Genomic DNA, 14,376 nt, shown 5'->3' with positions numbered 1-14,376 from the left:
TTTTTGGGGCCAGTCACAAGAGCTTAGTCAGATTAGGCAAGCGTGCCGGATGCAATTTCCCCCTTGCTCCGCTAGCATTACCGGCTTCTGTTTCCCAGTTGCGACGGTTTTCCATGAGTTATCAGGTTCTTGCACGTAAATGGCGTCCGCGCTCGTTCCGCGAAATGGTCGGCCAGACCCATGTGCTCAAGGCTCTGATCAATGCCTTGGACAGCCAGCGGCTGCACCACGCGTACCTGTTCACCGGTACGCGAGGGGTGGGCAAGACCACCATTGCGCGCATCATCGCCAAATGCCTGAACTGTGAAACCGGTATCACTTCCACGCCATGCGGCACCTGCTCGGTGTGCAAGGAAATCGACGAAGGGCGCTTTGTCGACCTGATCGAGATCGACGCCGCGAGCCGTACCAAGGTCGAAGACACCCGCGAGCTGCTCGACAACGTGCAGTACGCGCCGAGCCGCGGCCGCTTCAAGGTCTACCTGATCGACGAAGTGCACATGCTCTCCAGCCATTCCTTCAACGCCCTGTTGAAAACCCTGGAAGAGCCGCCGCCCTACGTCAAATTCATCCTGGCCACCACTGACCCGCAGAAACTTCCTGCAACGATTCTGTCGCGGTGCCTGCAGTTCTCCCTGAAAAACATGACCCCCGAGCGGGTGGTCGAGCATTTGACTCATGTGCTGGGCGTCGAGAACGTACCGTTCGAAGACGACGCGCTGTGGCTGCTTGGCCGCGCCGCCGATGGTTCGATGCGTGACGCCATGAGCCTCACCGACCAGGCCATTGCCTTTGGTGATGGCAAGGTCATGGCTGCCGACGTGCGCGCCATGCTTGGCACCCTCGACCACGGTCAGGTTTTCGATGTGCTGCACGCGTTGATCGAAGGCGACGCCAAGGCGTTGCTCGAAGCTGTGCGCCACCTGTCGGAGCAAGGTCCGGACTGGAACGGCGTGCTCTCGGAGATCCTCAATGTGCTGCACCGCGTCGCCATCGCCCAGGCCCTGCCTGAGGGTGTCGACAACGGCCATGGCGACCGCGACCGTGTGTTGGCCCTGGCCCAGGCATTGCCGGCCGAAGATGTGCAGTTCTATTACCAAATGGGCCTGATCGGCCGCCGTGACCTGCCCCTGGCGCCCGACCCGCGTGGTGGCTTTGAAATGGTGCTGCTGCGGATGCTGGCGTTCCGGCCCGCCGATTCGGCGGATGCGCCGAGACAGCCGCTAAAGCCAGTGGGGATCAGCCAGGCCACAGTTGATTCCGCCAAACCAGTGGCTGGCGCGGCGGTGGTCGCGCCAGTGGTGGCTGCGCCGGTGGTCGAGCCGGAACCGGTTATCGAGCCTGAGCCGGTCGTCGACCTGCCCTGGAATGACCCCGTTGAAGCTGAAGCCGAAGCCGAAGCCGAAGCCGAGCAAGCGCCCGCCGTGGAGCCCATGCTGGAAACCACCGGCGAGCAGCCCGAGCTGACGCCGATGCCTACGCCGACCCCGGACAGCGTGGTGCCGGACGCGCCGGAGTGGGTGTCCGCGCCGGTTCCCGAGCCGACCGTGGCCCAAGTGGAAGCCGCCACGCCGGGCATCGACCTCGACGACGAACCGCCGCTGGACGAAGACTACATCGAGCCGGACATGGATTCGGCCTACAGCTACCTGGACGACTTGGCCAGCGAACACACCGCCGAACCGGCCCCCGAGCCCGAGGCGGAACCCGCTGCCGCGCCGGCCACCGGCCTGGCCCTGCAATGGCTGGAATTGTTTCCGAAGCTGCCGATTTCCGGCATGACCGGTAGCATCGCCGCCAACTGCACGCTGATTTCCATCGACGGCGATCACTGGCTGTTGCACCTGGACCCGGCCCACAGCGCCCTGTTCAACGCGACCCAGCAACGCCGCCTGAATGACGCACTGAACCAGTACCATGAGCGCACGCTGACCATTGCCATCGAGCTGATCAAGCCGGAGCAGGAAACCCCGGCCCAGGCCGCGACGCGCCGGCGTATCAACCGCCAGCGTGAGGCCGAGGACTCGATTCATGGTGATCCGCTCATCCAGCAAATGATGCAACAGTTCGGTGCGGTCGTCCGTCACGATACTATTGAACCTGTCGAAGCCCCGGTGCCCCAGGCGTCATAAACCGGGCTACTAACTTGATCCACGTACTTTGAGGTGATTCCCATGATGAAAGGTGGCATGGCCGGCCTGATGAAGCAGGCGCAGCAGATGCAGGAAAAGATGGCCAAGATGCAGGAAGAACTGGCCAACGCCGAAGTCACCGGTAAAGCCGGTGGCGATATGGTCAGCGTGGTGATGACCGGTCGTCACGACATCAAGCGCGTGAGCATCGACCCAAGCGTATTGCCTGGCGTCGGTGAAGATGACCTGGAAATGCTCGAAGCCTTGTTCGCTGCGGCCGTCAACGACGCCGTGCGCAAGATCGAAGCCAACAGCCAGGAAAAAATGGGCGGCGTGACCGCTGGCATGCAATTGCCACCGGGCATGAAGCTGCCGTTCTGATCCGGTAGCGTTAGCTAGACTCCAATGCCAGGCCTCGTGCCTGGCATTTTTGTTTGTGCCAAATCTGATCGAACCCTGGCACGGCACGCATGGTCTGCACCCTATACCGATGGATTCGATAAAGGAGCCCCTTCATGCCTCAAGAACCGACCCTGAACCAGCGCATTGTCCTGGTCTCACGCCCCCAGGGCGCACCGACACCGGAAAACTTCCGCCTGGAACGCGTGAATCTGCCGGAGTTGGCCGACGGCCAGGTCCTGCTGAAGACGTTGTACCTGTCCTTGGACCCTTACATGCGCGGGCGCATGAGCGACGCACCGTCCTACGCCGCGCCGGTAGAAATCGATGAAGTGATGACCGGCGGGGCTGTCAGCCGTATCGAGCAGTCGCGTAATCCGAAATTTGAAGTGGGCGACCTGGTGGTCGGCTCGACCGGTTGGCAGAGCCACAGCATTTCCGATGGCCGTAACCTGATGCCGGTGCCCAAGGGCCTGGCCAGCCCGTCCATGGCCCTCGGAGTGCTGGGCATGCCGGGCATGACCGCCTACATGGGCCTGATGGACATCGGCCAGCCCAAAACCGGGGAAACCCTGGTCGTCGCCGCGGCGTCTGGCGCGGTAGGCTCGGTGGTGGGGCAGGTGGCCAAGCTCAAGGGCTTGCGCGTGGTCGGCATCGCCGGAGGCGCAGACAAGTGCCGCTACGTGGTGGATGAGTTGGGCTTCGATGCCTGCATCGATCACAAAAGTGAACATTTCGCCGATGAATTGGCCCAGGCCTGCTTCAAGGGTGTGGACATCTATTTCGAGAACGTCGGCGGCAAGGTGTTCGACGCCGTGGTGCCCTTGCTCAATCCCAAGGCCCGGATTCCACTGTGTGGGCTCATCGCTGGTTACAACGCTCACGAAGCACCCAGCGGTCCCGACCGGCTGCCGGCCCTGCAGCGCACGCTGCTGACCAAGCGCGTGAGGATCCAGGGCTTTATCGTGTTCGATGACTACGGTGATCGCCAGCCCGAATTCCAGAGCGCGATGGCGCCGTGGGTACGCGACGGCAAGATCAAGTTCCGTGAGGACGTGGTCGAGGGCCTGGAGCAGGCGCCCGAAGCCTTTATCGGTCTGTTGGAAGGGCGCAACTTCGGCAAGTTGGTCGTGCGCATTTGACGCTTATCCGGGGCGCGGGTATAAACCGCGTCTCGTTGTTTTGTCGGACCCTTCGCCCATGAGCTTCAGCCCCCTGATTCGCCAACTGATCGACGCCCTGCGCATTTTGCCGGGTGTCGGCCAGAAAACCGCCCAGCGTATGGCGCTGCAACTGCTGGAGCGTGATCGTAGCGGCGGCGCCCGGTTGGCCCAGGCCTTGAGCCAGGCCATGACCGGTGTCGGCCACTGCCGCCAGTGCCGCACCCTCACTGAAGAAGAACTCTGCCCGCAATGCGCCGACCCGCGCCGCGACGATACGCTGCTGTGTGTTGTCGAAGGGCCGATGGATGTGTACGCGGTGGAGCAGACCGGCTATCGCGGTCGCTACTTCGTGCTCAAGGGCCACCTGTCGCCGCTGGACGGCCTGGGCCCGGAAGCCATCGGCATTCCGCAGTTGGTGGCGCGCATCGAAGAGCAGGGCACTTTTACCGAAGTGATCCTGGCCACCAACCCGACGGTGGAAGGTGAGGCGACCGCGCACTACATCGCGCAATTGCTGACCAACAAAGGCCTGATCACCTCGCGTATCGCCCACGGCGTGCCGTTGGGCGGCGAGTTGGAGTTGGTGGATGGCGGCACGCTGGCGCATTCCTTCGCAGGCCGCAAACCCATCGCCCTCTGACGGATGGCTTGATAACCAAGCAAGCGCTTGGTAAGTTCGCTCCACCTCACCGTGGAGCTTGCCGATGTCTGCCTATCAGGACTACTTCGACCCCAGCCACCAATTGGTCCGCGACAGCGTGCGTCGCTTCGTCGAGCGCGAGATGCTGCCGGGCATCGAACAGTGGGAGGAGGCAGAGAGCTTCCCCCGAGAGCTGTACCTCAAGGCGGGTGCGGCGGGGATTCTTGGCATCGGCTACCCGGAAACGTTGGGCGGCAGCCATGAAGGCGATCTGTTCGCCAAGGTGGCGGCCAGCGAAGAGCTGATGCGTTGCGGCTCCGGTGGCGTCGTGGCGGGGTTGGGGTCGTTGGATATCGGCCTGCCGCCTATCGTCAAATGGGCGCGTCCAGAGATTCGCGAGCGTGTCGCCCCGCAAGTACTGTCGGGCGAGAAGATCATCGCCCTGGCGGTCACCGAGCCGGGTGGCGGTTCGGATGTGGCCAGCCTGCAAACCCGCGCCATTCGCGACGGCGAGCATTACCGCGTCAGCGGCAGCAAGACCTTCATCACCAGCGGCAGCCGCGCCGACTTCTACACCGTGGCCGTGCGCACGGGCGGGCCGGGCTTTGCCGGCATCAGCCTGCTGTTGATCGAAAAAGACACCCCCGGTTTCAGCGTCGGCCAGCCGCTGAAGAAAATGGGCTGGTGGGCGTCGGACACCGCTGAATTGTTCTTCGACGATTGCCGGGTGCCTGTCGGCAACCTGATCGGCGCTGAAAACATGGGCTTTGCCTGCATCATGGGCAACTTCCAAAGCGAGCGCCTGGCCCTGGCATTGATGGCCAACATGACGGCGCAGATGGCGCTGGAGGAAAGCCTCGAATGGGCTGCGCAGCGCGAAGCCTTCGGCAAACCCATCGGCAAATTCCAGGTGATCAAGCATCGCCTGGCGGAGATGGCCACCGCCGTGGAAGTTTCACGGGAATTCACTTACCGCCAGGCGGCCAAGATGGCCGCGGGCATCAGCGTGATCAAAGAGATTTCCATGGCCAAGAACCTCGCCACCGACACCGCCGACCGCGTCACTTATGACGCCGTGCAGATCCTCGGGGGCCAGGGTTACATGCGCGGCGCCCTGGTGGAGCGGCTGTATCGCGACAACCGCATCCTGTCCATCGGTGGTGGCACCCGTGAAGTGATGAATGAAATCATCAGCAAGCAGATGGGGCTTTGATCACTGTTCGGTCAGTGCAAACTGCGTCAGGCAAAAAGTCGGGATGCCCATGTCTTCCAGGCGCTGCGAACCGCCCAGCTCCGGCAGATCAATAATCGCCGCCGCTTCGAAGATCGTCGCGCCCATGCGCCGCACCAGGTTCGCCGCTGCGATCAGGGTGCCGCCGGTTGCGATCAAATCATCGAACATCAGCACAGAATCGCCCTCGCACAGGCTGTCGGCATGCACTTCCAGGAAGGCCTCGCCGTATTCGGTCTGGTAACCCTCGGCCAGCACGTCAGCTGGCAGCTTGCCTTGCTTGCGGAACAGGATCAGCGGCTTGTTCAGTTGGTACGCGATGATCGAACCGATCAGGAAACCCCGCGCATCCATCGCGCCGATATGGGTGAATTCGGCCTCGACATACCGATGGGCAAAGCTGTCTGCCACCAGGCGCAGAGCGCGGGGCGATTGGAACAAAGGCGTGATGTCACGGAAGATCACCCCAGGCTTGGGGAAGTCGATGACGGGGCGGATCAGGGATTTGATGTCGAACGAATCAAAGGTCATCGTCGAAGAGTCCTGGGGCTGGAAACGGACTCGAAGTATACCTGCGGCCTCGCCGGTTGGCGCGGCCGCAAGTGTCTGCATCAACCTTCCAGCGAGCCACCGGCCAGCGCACACAGCTGGATCGGGTCGAGGATATGCACTTCTTTACCTTCGGCGGCGATCAGCTCGTTCTGCTGGAAGCGGGTGAACACGCGGGACACGGTTTCTACCGCAAGGCCCAGGTAGTTGCCGATTTCATTGCGCGACATGCTCAGGCGGAACTGGTTGGCCGAGAAACCACGGGCCCGGAACCGCGCCGACAGGTTGACCAGGAAGGTCGCTATGCGCTCGTCGGCGGTTTTCTTCGACAACAGCAGCATCATTTGCTGGTCGTCACGGATCTCGCGGCTCATCACGCGCATCAACTGGCGGCGCAGTTGCGGCAATTGCAGGGCCAGTTCGTCCAGGCGTTCGAAGGGGATTTCGCAAACGGATGTCGTTTCCAGCGCCTGCGCCGACACCGGGTGAATCTCGGTGTCCATGCCCGACAAGCCCACCAGTTCGCTGGGCAAGTGGAAACCGGTGATCTGCTCTTCGCCGCTGTCGCTCAGGCTGAATGTCTTCAACGCACCCGAACGTACTGCATAAACGGAATCGAACTTGTCGCCCTGGCGGAACAGAAACTCGCCTTTTTTCAGCGGGCGGCCACGTTTAACGATGTCGTCCAGCGCATCCATGTCTTCCAAATTCAACGAAAGTGGCAAGCAGAGGGGGGCCAGGCTGCAATCCTTGCAATGAGCCTGGCTGTGAGCGCGCAGTTTAACTGGCTCGGACATTTCTTAAATCCTTGTGGGAAAACACACATAAGACGTAAGGGTAACGCACTGGGGGGCCGTGAGGCCAGCCTGTACAAAAAACCGGCAGCGGTATAAAGGTTTTTGTGTCGGGGTCGATACAGAAGGCATACCTATTGAGTCGGAGCTTGGATCATGTCTGTTATAGCTGCCTACAATCCTGCGATCCGCATTCCGACCGTCCCGGATGCAAAGCCTGCGGCTGAGGCCAAGGAAGCAGCGCCAGAGGTTGAAACCACCCATGCACCCAAAGTGGTGGAAGGTGTGACGGTGACTATTTCTGCCGATGCGTTCAAGGCGGCAGGTGCGGCTAAAAGCTCCAATGCGGATATCGATGACAGCGGCCTGGACGACAACGTCAAGCAGGTGCTGAAAATGATCCGCCAATTGAAACAACAGATCGCCGAAAAACAGGCGGAGCTGGCGGCTGTTGCTGCAGCCACTAACCTCTCCCCCGAAGAGGCTCGCGCAAAGGCCAGCGCTTTGCAGAGCGAGATCAGTTCATTGCAGGCGGGCCTGATGTCGGCCCAGACCTCACTGGCTAAGTCGATGAAAGGTATGAGTGCCGAGGATTCGATGAAGACCGCCTCACTGGCGATGTAATCAGATCACCCGTGAAAATCGTTGCCTGTTCTGGTGCTCCAGGTAGGCATCGAACACCATGCACACCGAACGCACCAACAATCGCCCGGCCGGCAATACACGAATGCCCTGGGCGTCGAGTTCGATCAGGCCATCCTCGGCCATCGCCGTCAGTTGCGGCCAGATGTCGTCGAAATACCCGCGAAAATCCATGTTGAAGGCCTGCTCGATCGTCTCGAATGCCAGGCTGAAATTGCAGATCAACTGCTGAATCACTTCCCGCCGCAGCCGATCGTCCGTGGTGCAAACCAGGCCGCGACTGGTGGCCAGTTGCGCGCCGGCCAGGGTGTTCTGGTAGCCGTTGAGGTCGCTGCTGTTCTGGCAGTACAGGTCACCGATCTGGCTGATCGCCGACACGCCTAGCCCGATCAAGTCGCAATGGCCGTGGGTGGTGTAGCCCTGGAAGTTGCGTTGCAGGGTGCCTTCTTCCTGGGCGATGGCCAGTTCGTCGTCGGGCAGGGCGAAGTGGTCCATGCCGATGTAGCGGTAACCGGCCTGGGTCAGTTGCTCGATGGTGGTTTGCAGCATCAAGAGCTTTGACGCGGGGGAGGGGAGTTCATCCGTGTTGATGCGCCGCTGGGGCATGAAACGCTCCGGCAGATGCGCGTAGTTGAACACCGACAGGCGGTCCGGTTGCAACCTGATCACCTCTTCTACGGTGCGTGCGAAGTTGATCGGCGTTTGCTTGGGCAGGCCGTAGATCAGGTCGATATTGATCGAGCGAAATTGCAGGGTGCGCGCTGCATCGATTACCGCGCGGGTTTCCTCCAGGCTCTGCAGGCGATTCACCGCCCGTTGCACTTCGGGGTCGAGGTCTTGCAGGCCGATGCTCACGCGGTTGAAGCCGAGCTCACGCAGCAGGCCCATGGTCGCCCAGTCCGCTTCACGGGGGTCGATCTCGATGCCGTAGTCGCCGGAGTCGTCATCCAGCAAATTGAAGTGCTGGCGCAGGCAGCCCATGACCTGGCGCAGTTCATCGTGGCTGAGAAAGGTCGGGGTGCCGCCGCCAAAATGCAGTTGCTCAACCCGCTGTTTCGGGTCGAGATGGCAGGCCACCAGTTGGATCTCTTGCTCCAGGCGTTGCAGGTAGGCCTGGGCGCGGCCACGGTCCTTGGTGATGACCTTGTTGCAGGCGCAGTAGTAGCAGATGTTCGCGCAGAACGGCACATGCACATACAGCGACAACGGTCGCTCGGCTTTGCGGCTGTCGCGCAGGGCGTGGAGCAGGTCGAAGGTGCCGACCTGGCTGTCGAATTGTACGGCGGTGGGGTAGGACGTATAGCGCGGTCCCGCCAGGTCATAGCGGTGAATCAGATCGGTGTCCCAACGAATGGCGTCGAGCATGCGGGCGTTCCCCCGGATAGGCTAGTGGGCCGAGTCTAGGGGCGTGGCGCAGGTGTCATCTTGATTTGCATCAACGGGGAGCGGCGCTATGCCACATGGCGATTTAATGGCCCATCAACCAATGCTGGTGTGGACCTGGCAACGTCCAGATACCGAACAGAATCACCAGCAAACCTCCGGCCATCCGAATACTGCGTTTACGTAAAAGCGCCGTGACTCGTTCAGCGGCCAACCCCGTCGCCAGCAACACCGGCCAAGTCCCCAGCCCGAACGCCAGCATCAGCAACCCACTGTCCAGCGCATTGCCCTGGCTCGCCGCCCACAGCAAGGTGCTGTAGACCAATCCGCACGGCAACCAGCCCCACAGCGCGCCCAGCAGCAAGGCGCGCGGCACGCTGGACACCGGCAGCAAACGGTTGGCGACTGGCTGTATATAGCGCCACAGGCCGCGCCCGAGGCTTTCGATACGGGTCAGGCCGCTCCACCAGCCAGCCAGGTACAGGCCCATGCTGATCAACAGCAACCCGGCCAGCACGCGCATGAACATCGCCGCCGGGCTGTTCGCCACGACCCAACCGGCCAGGCCGATCAACACCCCGGCAGCGGCATAGCTGAAGATGCGCCCCAGGTTGTACGCCAGCAGCAGTTGAAACCTGCGGCCGCGCTGTTCCTTGGGGATCGCCAGGGTCAGCGCGCCCATCAGCCCGCCGCACATGCCCAGGCAATGGCCGCCGCCGAGCAGGCCGAGGATCAGCGCGGAGACCAGCAGTGGCGCCAGTTCAAGCATGGGGCGGGTCTTTCGGCGGTTGTTCTGGGTGGTTGGCCTCTTCGATGCCGGCCAGGTGGTTGGGGTCCTGGTCGTCGAACAGCACGCTATGGGCCGGGCCGTCGAGGTCGTCGTACTGGCCGCTGTCCACCGCCCAGAAGAAGATGTAGATGGCCACGCCCACTAACAGCAGCGCCGCCGGAATCATCACGTATAAAGCTGGCATCTGCACTCCATGGCCGTGCGGCTCACACCGGCAGCGGGCGGGTTACTGAGGGGGCTCGGGCCGCTGGCGCGCTCGGCAGGCGAGTCAGGCGCAGGGCATTGAGCACCACGGTCAACGAACTGAGGGACATGCCCACTGCGGCCCAGATGGGGGTGATCCAACCCAGGGCGGCAAACGGCAGCATAAGGCCATTGTACAGCCCGGCCCACAGCAGGTTTTCAATGATCACCCGACGGGTGCGCCGTGCCAGGGTAAAGGCTTGTACCAGGGCGTCCAGGCGGTTGGACAGCAGCACCGCGTCGGCGCTGGTCTTGGCCAGGTCGGTAGCGGTGCCCATGGCCACGCTGATATCGGCGGCGGCGAGGACCGGCACATCGTTGACCCCGTCGCCGAGCATCAACACCTTGCGGCCTTCCCTGTGAAGTTGTTGCAGTACTTGCAACTTGTCATCGGGGCGCAGGCCGCCGTGTGCTTCGTCGATACCCAGTTCGGCGGCGACGCTGGCGACCATCGGCGAACTGTCGCCGGACAGCAACAGCGTGCGCCAGCCACGCGCCTTGCACGCAGCGAGCAAGGCCGGTGCGTCGCTGCGCAGGCGGTCGTCGAGGACGAACCAGGCCAGCGCGCCTTCGCGGTCGCCCAGGAGCAGCCATTGGCCAGAAAGCTCAGGCGCAGCTGGGATTGGGCAACCACTGAGTTCACAGACAAACCCCGGTTGGCCAATGCGCAATACGCGCTCGCCGACACGTCCTTCAAGGCCCAGCCCTGGCGAACTGATGACTTCATCGGCGGCCAGTGGCGCGCGGCCAAAAGCGCGGGCAATCGGGTGTTCGGAGCGGTTTTCCAGGGCGGCGGCGAGGCTAAGGCACAGGTCGGTGCTCAAGCTGCCCAGAGGGCGGATGGCCCGCAACGCCAGGCGCCCTTCGGTGAGGGTGCCGGTCTTGTCGAAAATCACCGTGTCGATCTGGTTCAAGCCTTCCAGCACATGGCCGCGCGTCAGCAACAGGCCGAGTTTGTGCAAGGTGCCGGTGGCGGCGGTGAGGGCGGTGGGGGTGGCGAGGGACAGCGCGCAGGGGCAGGTCGCCACCAGCATCGCCAGCACAATCCAGAACGCCCGCGACGCATCCAGCTCCCACCACAACAGGCCGATCAACGCGGCGGCGATCAGCGAGCACAACAGGAACCACTGCGCGGCACGGTCGGCGATCTGCGCCAGGCGCGGTTTTTCGGCCTGGGCCCGCTCCAGCAGGCGCACGATGGCGGACAAGCGCGTGTCGTGGCCCAAGGCGCGCACTTCGACGGTCAGCGCGCCCTCGACGTTGAGGGTGCCTGCGGTGACCGCGTCGCCGGTCTGGCGCGGTTGCGGCAGGTATTCGCCAGTCAGCAGGGACTCATCGATGCTCGATTGCCCCTCGAGGATCACGCCATCTGCTGGCAGCACGGCGCCAGGATGGACCAATACGCGGTCGCCCAGTGCCAGTTCAGGAAGCAGGATGCGTTCACTTTGGCCATCGGCTTTCAGGCGCAGGCATGAGGCGGGCAGTAAATTGACCAATTGCGCAGTGGCGGCCGCCGTGCGTTCGCGGGCGCGGCGCTCCAGGTAGCGACCGGCCAGCAGGAACAGCGCAAACATGCCCACCGCGTCGAAGTACAATTCGCCCACGCCGGTGAGCGCGGTCCAGATCCCCGCCAAATAGGCACCGCCGATGGCCAACGACACCGAAACGTCCATGGTCAGGTGGCGCGTACGCATGTCGCGCATGGCCCCCTTGAAAAACGGTGCGCAGCTGTAGAACACGATGGGTGTTGTCAGAAACATCGCCACCCAGCGCAGGATCACGTGCAGCTCCGGGCTCAGGTCGATATTGAATTCCGGCCAGGTGGCCATGGTTGCCATCATCGCCTGGAACCACAGCAGCCCGGCCACCCCCAGTTGGCGCAGGGCCAGGCGGTTTTCGCTGGCCAGTTGCTCGGCGGCGCGGTCCGGCTGATAGGGGTGGGCGGCGTAGCCGATATGGCGCAACTCGCTGAGCAGCTGGCTCAGCGGCAGTTGTCCATCGGCCCAACGCACTTGCAGGCGATGGTTGGACAGGTTCAGCCGCGCCTCGGCCACGGCGGGCAGGCTGCGCAGGTGTTTTTCGATCAACCAGCCGCACGCAGCGCAGCTGATGCCTTCCATCAACAGGGTGGCTTCGGCCAGTTCGCCTTCGTGGTGCACAAAAGGTTTTTGCACGTCGGCGCGGTCATACAGCGCCAGCTCGTCCACCAGTTGCACCGGCAATGCCTCGGGGTTGGCCGAGGCTTCGCTACGGTGCTGGTAATAGCTTTCCAGGCCGCCGGCCACAATGGCTTCGGCCACTGCCTGGCAGCCTGGGCAACAGAGCTCGCGGCGTTCGCCGAGGATCACTGCGGTGAAGCGGCTGCCCGGCGGAACGGGCAGGGCGCAGTGGTAGCAGGGGATTGGGCTGGTCATGGCGCTGCTATTTTTTCAGGTCTTCAGCACCCTGCAACGGTTCATCGCCCAGCAGCAAGTCCTTGTCGTGGCTGACCTGTTCTTCTTCGAACATGCGCCAGGTGCGGTCGCCTTCGACGCCGAGCAATTCGACGAAGCGACGGCCTTCGACCTTGTCGGTGACCTGGCCGATGTAGCGACCGGGTTCGCTGTCGCTGCGGGCCAGGTTGATCTTGCGATCCTTCTCCGGCTGTGTCGGGGAAATCAGGTTCAATTCCAGGGTGGTCGGGTTGCTGTTGCCGGTGAGGTTCACTTCGACTTCACCGGTCAGCTCATCCAAGTGCACCTTGGCGCGCAGTTGCAGGGTCTGGGCCAGCAGTTCGCGGTCCAGGGAGCGGTTGATGCCTTTGCCGGCCTCGTAGTAGTTGTCGTTGACCAGGTTGTCCGGGTTGTTCACCGCGATGGTCACCATGGACAGGGTCAAGGTCACCGAACAGGCCAGGATCCCAATGATGATCCAGGGCCAGAGGTGCTTGTACCAGGGGCTTGCGGCAGTGGCTACGGACATGGTTCTGCTCTCTTCTAACGAACTTGTGGGCCGATGAATCGGCTCTTGGCTTCAATATGGACGCTGGCGTCATCGGCATCGGTGAGGATGAATTTCACCTCGTTGGTGCTCGACGGCAGTTGTTCCGGCGCACTCGACAATTCGACCGGCATGCTGACGATATCACCGGCGGCCACCCTGATCTCACGGCGGCCTTGCAGCTTGAGGTCGGGCAAGCCTGCGGCGTCGAGCACGTAGGTGTGGTCGCGCTGGTCCTTGTTCATGATCTTCAGGCTGTAGACGTTTTCGATGCGGCCTTCGGCGTTTTCGCGGTACAGCACGCGGTCCTTGCTCACGTCGAAACCCACCAGCGAGCGCATGAAGAACGCGGCCACCAACAGGCTGATCATCGCCAGCAACACCAATGCATAACCAATCAGGCGCGGGCGCAGCTTGTGGGTTTTCTGCCCCGACAGGTTGTGCTCGGTGGTGTAGCTGATCAGGCCGCGTGGGTACTCCATCTTGTCCATGATGTTGTCGCAGGCGTCGATGCACGCGGCGCAGCCGATGCACTCGATCTGCAGGCCGTCGCGGATGTCGATACCGGTCGGGCACACCTGCACGCACATCGTGCAGTCGATGCAATCGCCGAGGCCTTGGGCCTTGTAGTCGACGCCTTTTTTGCGCGGGCCACGCAGTTCGCCACGGCGCGGATCGTAGGAAACGATCAGGGTGTCCTTGTCGAACATCACGCTCTGAAAACGCGCGTACGGGCACATGTAGATGCACACCTGTTCGCGCAGCCAGCCGGCGTTGCCGTAGGTGGCGAGGGTGAAGAACCCCACCCAGAAATATGACCAGCCATCCGCCTGGCCGGTGAAGAAGTCGAACACCAGTTCGCGAATCGGCGAGAAATAGCCGACAAAGGTCATGCCGGTGACAAAACCGATCAGCAGCCACAGGCTGTGCTTGCTAAATTTACGCAGGAACTTGTTGGCGCCCATCGGCGCTTTGTCGAGTTTGATGCGCTGGTTGCGGTCGCCTTCGGTGACCTTTTCGCACCACATGAAGATCCAGGTCCACACGCTTTGCGGGCAGGTATAACCGCACCACACACGCCCGGCGTACACCGTGATAAAAAACAGGCCAAATGCCGCGACGATAAGAATGCCCGACAGCAGGATGAAATCCTGGGGCCAGAAAGTCGCGCCGAAAATAAAGAATTTACGCTCCGGCAGGTTCCACCACACGGCCTGGTGACCACCCCAATTCAGCCACACGGTGCCGAAGTAGAGCAGGAACAGACCGGCACCGCCGAGCATGCGCAGATTGCGGAACAGGCCAGTGAAGGCACGGGTGTAGATCTTCTCTCGCGAGGCGTAGAGGTCGACAGTTTTGGCAGGCGGGGTAACGTCATGTACCGGTATTTGGTCGCTCATCATTGCATCCCACGGCGGTGGAGATTTGCCT

Annotated in this window: 14 protein-coding genes; 6 read left to right on the top strand and 8 right to left on the bottom strand. The window is 62.3% G+C overall.

Going from position 1 to position 14,376, the window contains the following annotated elements:
- Window positions 1-113 precede the first annotated feature (113 nt).
- The 5 genes from dnaX (at window position 114) to ACP7EW_RS05865 (ending at window position 5,547) form a co-directional block, all read left to right on the top strand.
- Window positions 114-2,132 (top strand): DNA polymerase III subunit gamma/tau, encoded by a 2,019-nt coding sequence (gene dnaX, locus ACP7EW_RS05885; protein ID WP_426215895.1) that lies wholly within the window; start codon window positions 114-116, stop codon window positions 2,130-2,132.
- A 42-nt stretch (window positions 2,133-2,174) separates the two neighbouring features.
- Window positions 2,175-2,513: a YbaB/EbfC family nucleoid-associated protein gene (locus ACP7EW_RS05880; RefSeq protein WP_003175481.1), complete on the top strand. Its 339-nt coding sequence runs from the start codon at window positions 2,175-2,177 to the stop codon at window positions 2,511-2,513.
- 134 nt (window positions 2,514-2,647) lie between these two features.
- Window positions 2,648-3,673, top strand: a complete 1,026-nt coding sequence (locus ACP7EW_RS05875; protein ID WP_426215893.1) for an NADP-dependent oxidoreductase — start codon at window positions 2,648-2,650, stop codon at window positions 3,671-3,673.
- Window positions 3,674-3,731: 58 nt separating this feature from the next.
- Window positions 3,732-4,334, top strand: coding sequence for a recombination mediator RecR (recR, locus tag ACP7EW_RS05870; protein WP_028617479.1), 603 nt, complete (start codon window positions 3,732-3,734; stop codon window positions 4,332-4,334).
- A gap of 64 nt (window positions 4,335-4,398) precedes the next feature.
- Window positions 4,399-5,547, top strand: a complete 1,149-nt coding sequence (locus ACP7EW_RS05865; RefSeq protein ID WP_426215891.1) for an acyl-CoA dehydrogenase family protein — start codon at window positions 4,399-4,401, stop codon at window positions 5,545-5,547.
- Here the strand turns inward: ACP7EW_RS05865 and ACP7EW_RS05860 are convergent, their stop codons facing one another.
- Together ACP7EW_RS05860 and fnr are read right to left on the bottom strand one after the other, a co-directional pair.
- Window positions 5,548-6,096, bottom strand: coding sequence for an adenine phosphoribosyltransferase (locus tag ACP7EW_RS05860; RefSeq protein ID WP_016979301.1), 549 nt, complete (start codon window positions 6,094-6,096; stop codon window positions 5,548-5,550).
- Between the two features lie 80 nt (window positions 6,097-6,176).
- The gene (fnr, locus tag ACP7EW_RS05855; RefSeq protein ID WP_016979302.1) at window positions 6,177-6,911 is read right to left on the bottom strand and encodes a fumarate/nitrate reduction transcriptional regulator Fnr; all 735 of its coding nucleotides are present in this window, start codon (window positions 6,909-6,911) and stop codon (window positions 6,177-6,179) included.
- Between the two features lie 153 nt (window positions 6,912-7,064).
- Here fnr and ACP7EW_RS05850 point away from each other — a divergent pair, with 153 nt between their 5' ends.
- The gene (locus ACP7EW_RS05850) at window positions 7,065-7,532 is read left to right on the top strand and encodes a FlxA-like family protein (protein WP_082461644.1); all 468 of its coding nucleotides are present in this window, start codon (window positions 7,065-7,067) and stop codon (window positions 7,530-7,532) included.
- On the opposite strand, the gene hemN is transcribed toward ACP7EW_RS05850, so the two are convergent.
- The 6 genes from hemN to ccoG all read right to left on the bottom strand — a co-directional run bounded on the left by hemN (window position 7,533) and on the right by ccoG (window position 14,345).
- A complete protein-coding gene (hemN, locus tag ACP7EW_RS05845; protein WP_426215888.1) occupies window positions 7,533-8,915 on the bottom strand; it encodes an oxygen-independent coproporphyrinogen III oxidase in 1,383 nt (460 codons plus the stop codon).
- 103 nt (window positions 8,916-9,018) lie between these two features.
- Window positions 9,019-9,702: a sulfite exporter TauE/SafE family protein gene (locus ACP7EW_RS05840; RefSeq protein ID WP_426215886.1), complete on the bottom strand. Its 684-nt coding sequence runs from the start codon at window positions 9,700-9,702 to the stop codon at window positions 9,019-9,021.
- Window positions 9,695-9,907: a cbb3-type cytochrome oxidase assembly protein CcoS gene (gene ccoS, locus ACP7EW_RS05835; protein ID WP_033900568.1), complete on the bottom strand. Its 213-nt coding sequence runs from the start codon at window positions 9,905-9,907 to the stop codon at window positions 9,695-9,697. Before ccoS ends, ACP7EW_RS05840 begins: the two co-directional genes overlap by 8 nt.
- Window positions 9,908-9,929: 22 nt before the next feature.
- Window positions 9,930-12,380, bottom strand: a complete 2,451-nt coding sequence (locus ACP7EW_RS05830; RefSeq protein WP_426215884.1) for a heavy metal translocating P-type ATPase — start codon at window positions 12,378-12,380, stop codon at window positions 9,930-9,932.
- Between the two features lie 7 nt (window positions 12,381-12,387).
- Window positions 12,388-12,927 (bottom strand): FixH family protein, encoded by a 540-nt coding sequence (locus ACP7EW_RS05825; protein WP_015885303.1) that lies wholly within the window; start codon window positions 12,925-12,927, stop codon window positions 12,388-12,390.
- 14 nt (window positions 12,928-12,941) lie between these two features.
- Window positions 12,942-14,345, bottom strand: a complete 1,404-nt coding sequence (gene ccoG, locus ACP7EW_RS05820) for a cytochrome c oxidase accessory protein CcoG (protein WP_269131631.1) — start codon at window positions 14,343-14,345, stop codon at window positions 12,942-12,944.
- Window positions 14,346-14,376 lie beyond the last annotated feature (31 nt).

The organism is Pseudomonas sp. DWRC2-2 (genome assembly GCF_049897885.1).
Taxonomy (GTDB): Bacteria; Pseudomonadota; Gammaproteobacteria; order Pseudomonadales; family Pseudomonadaceae; genus Aquipseudomonas; species Aquipseudomonas azotoformans_A.
This window is presented reverse-complemented; position numbering and strand designations above follow the sequence as displayed.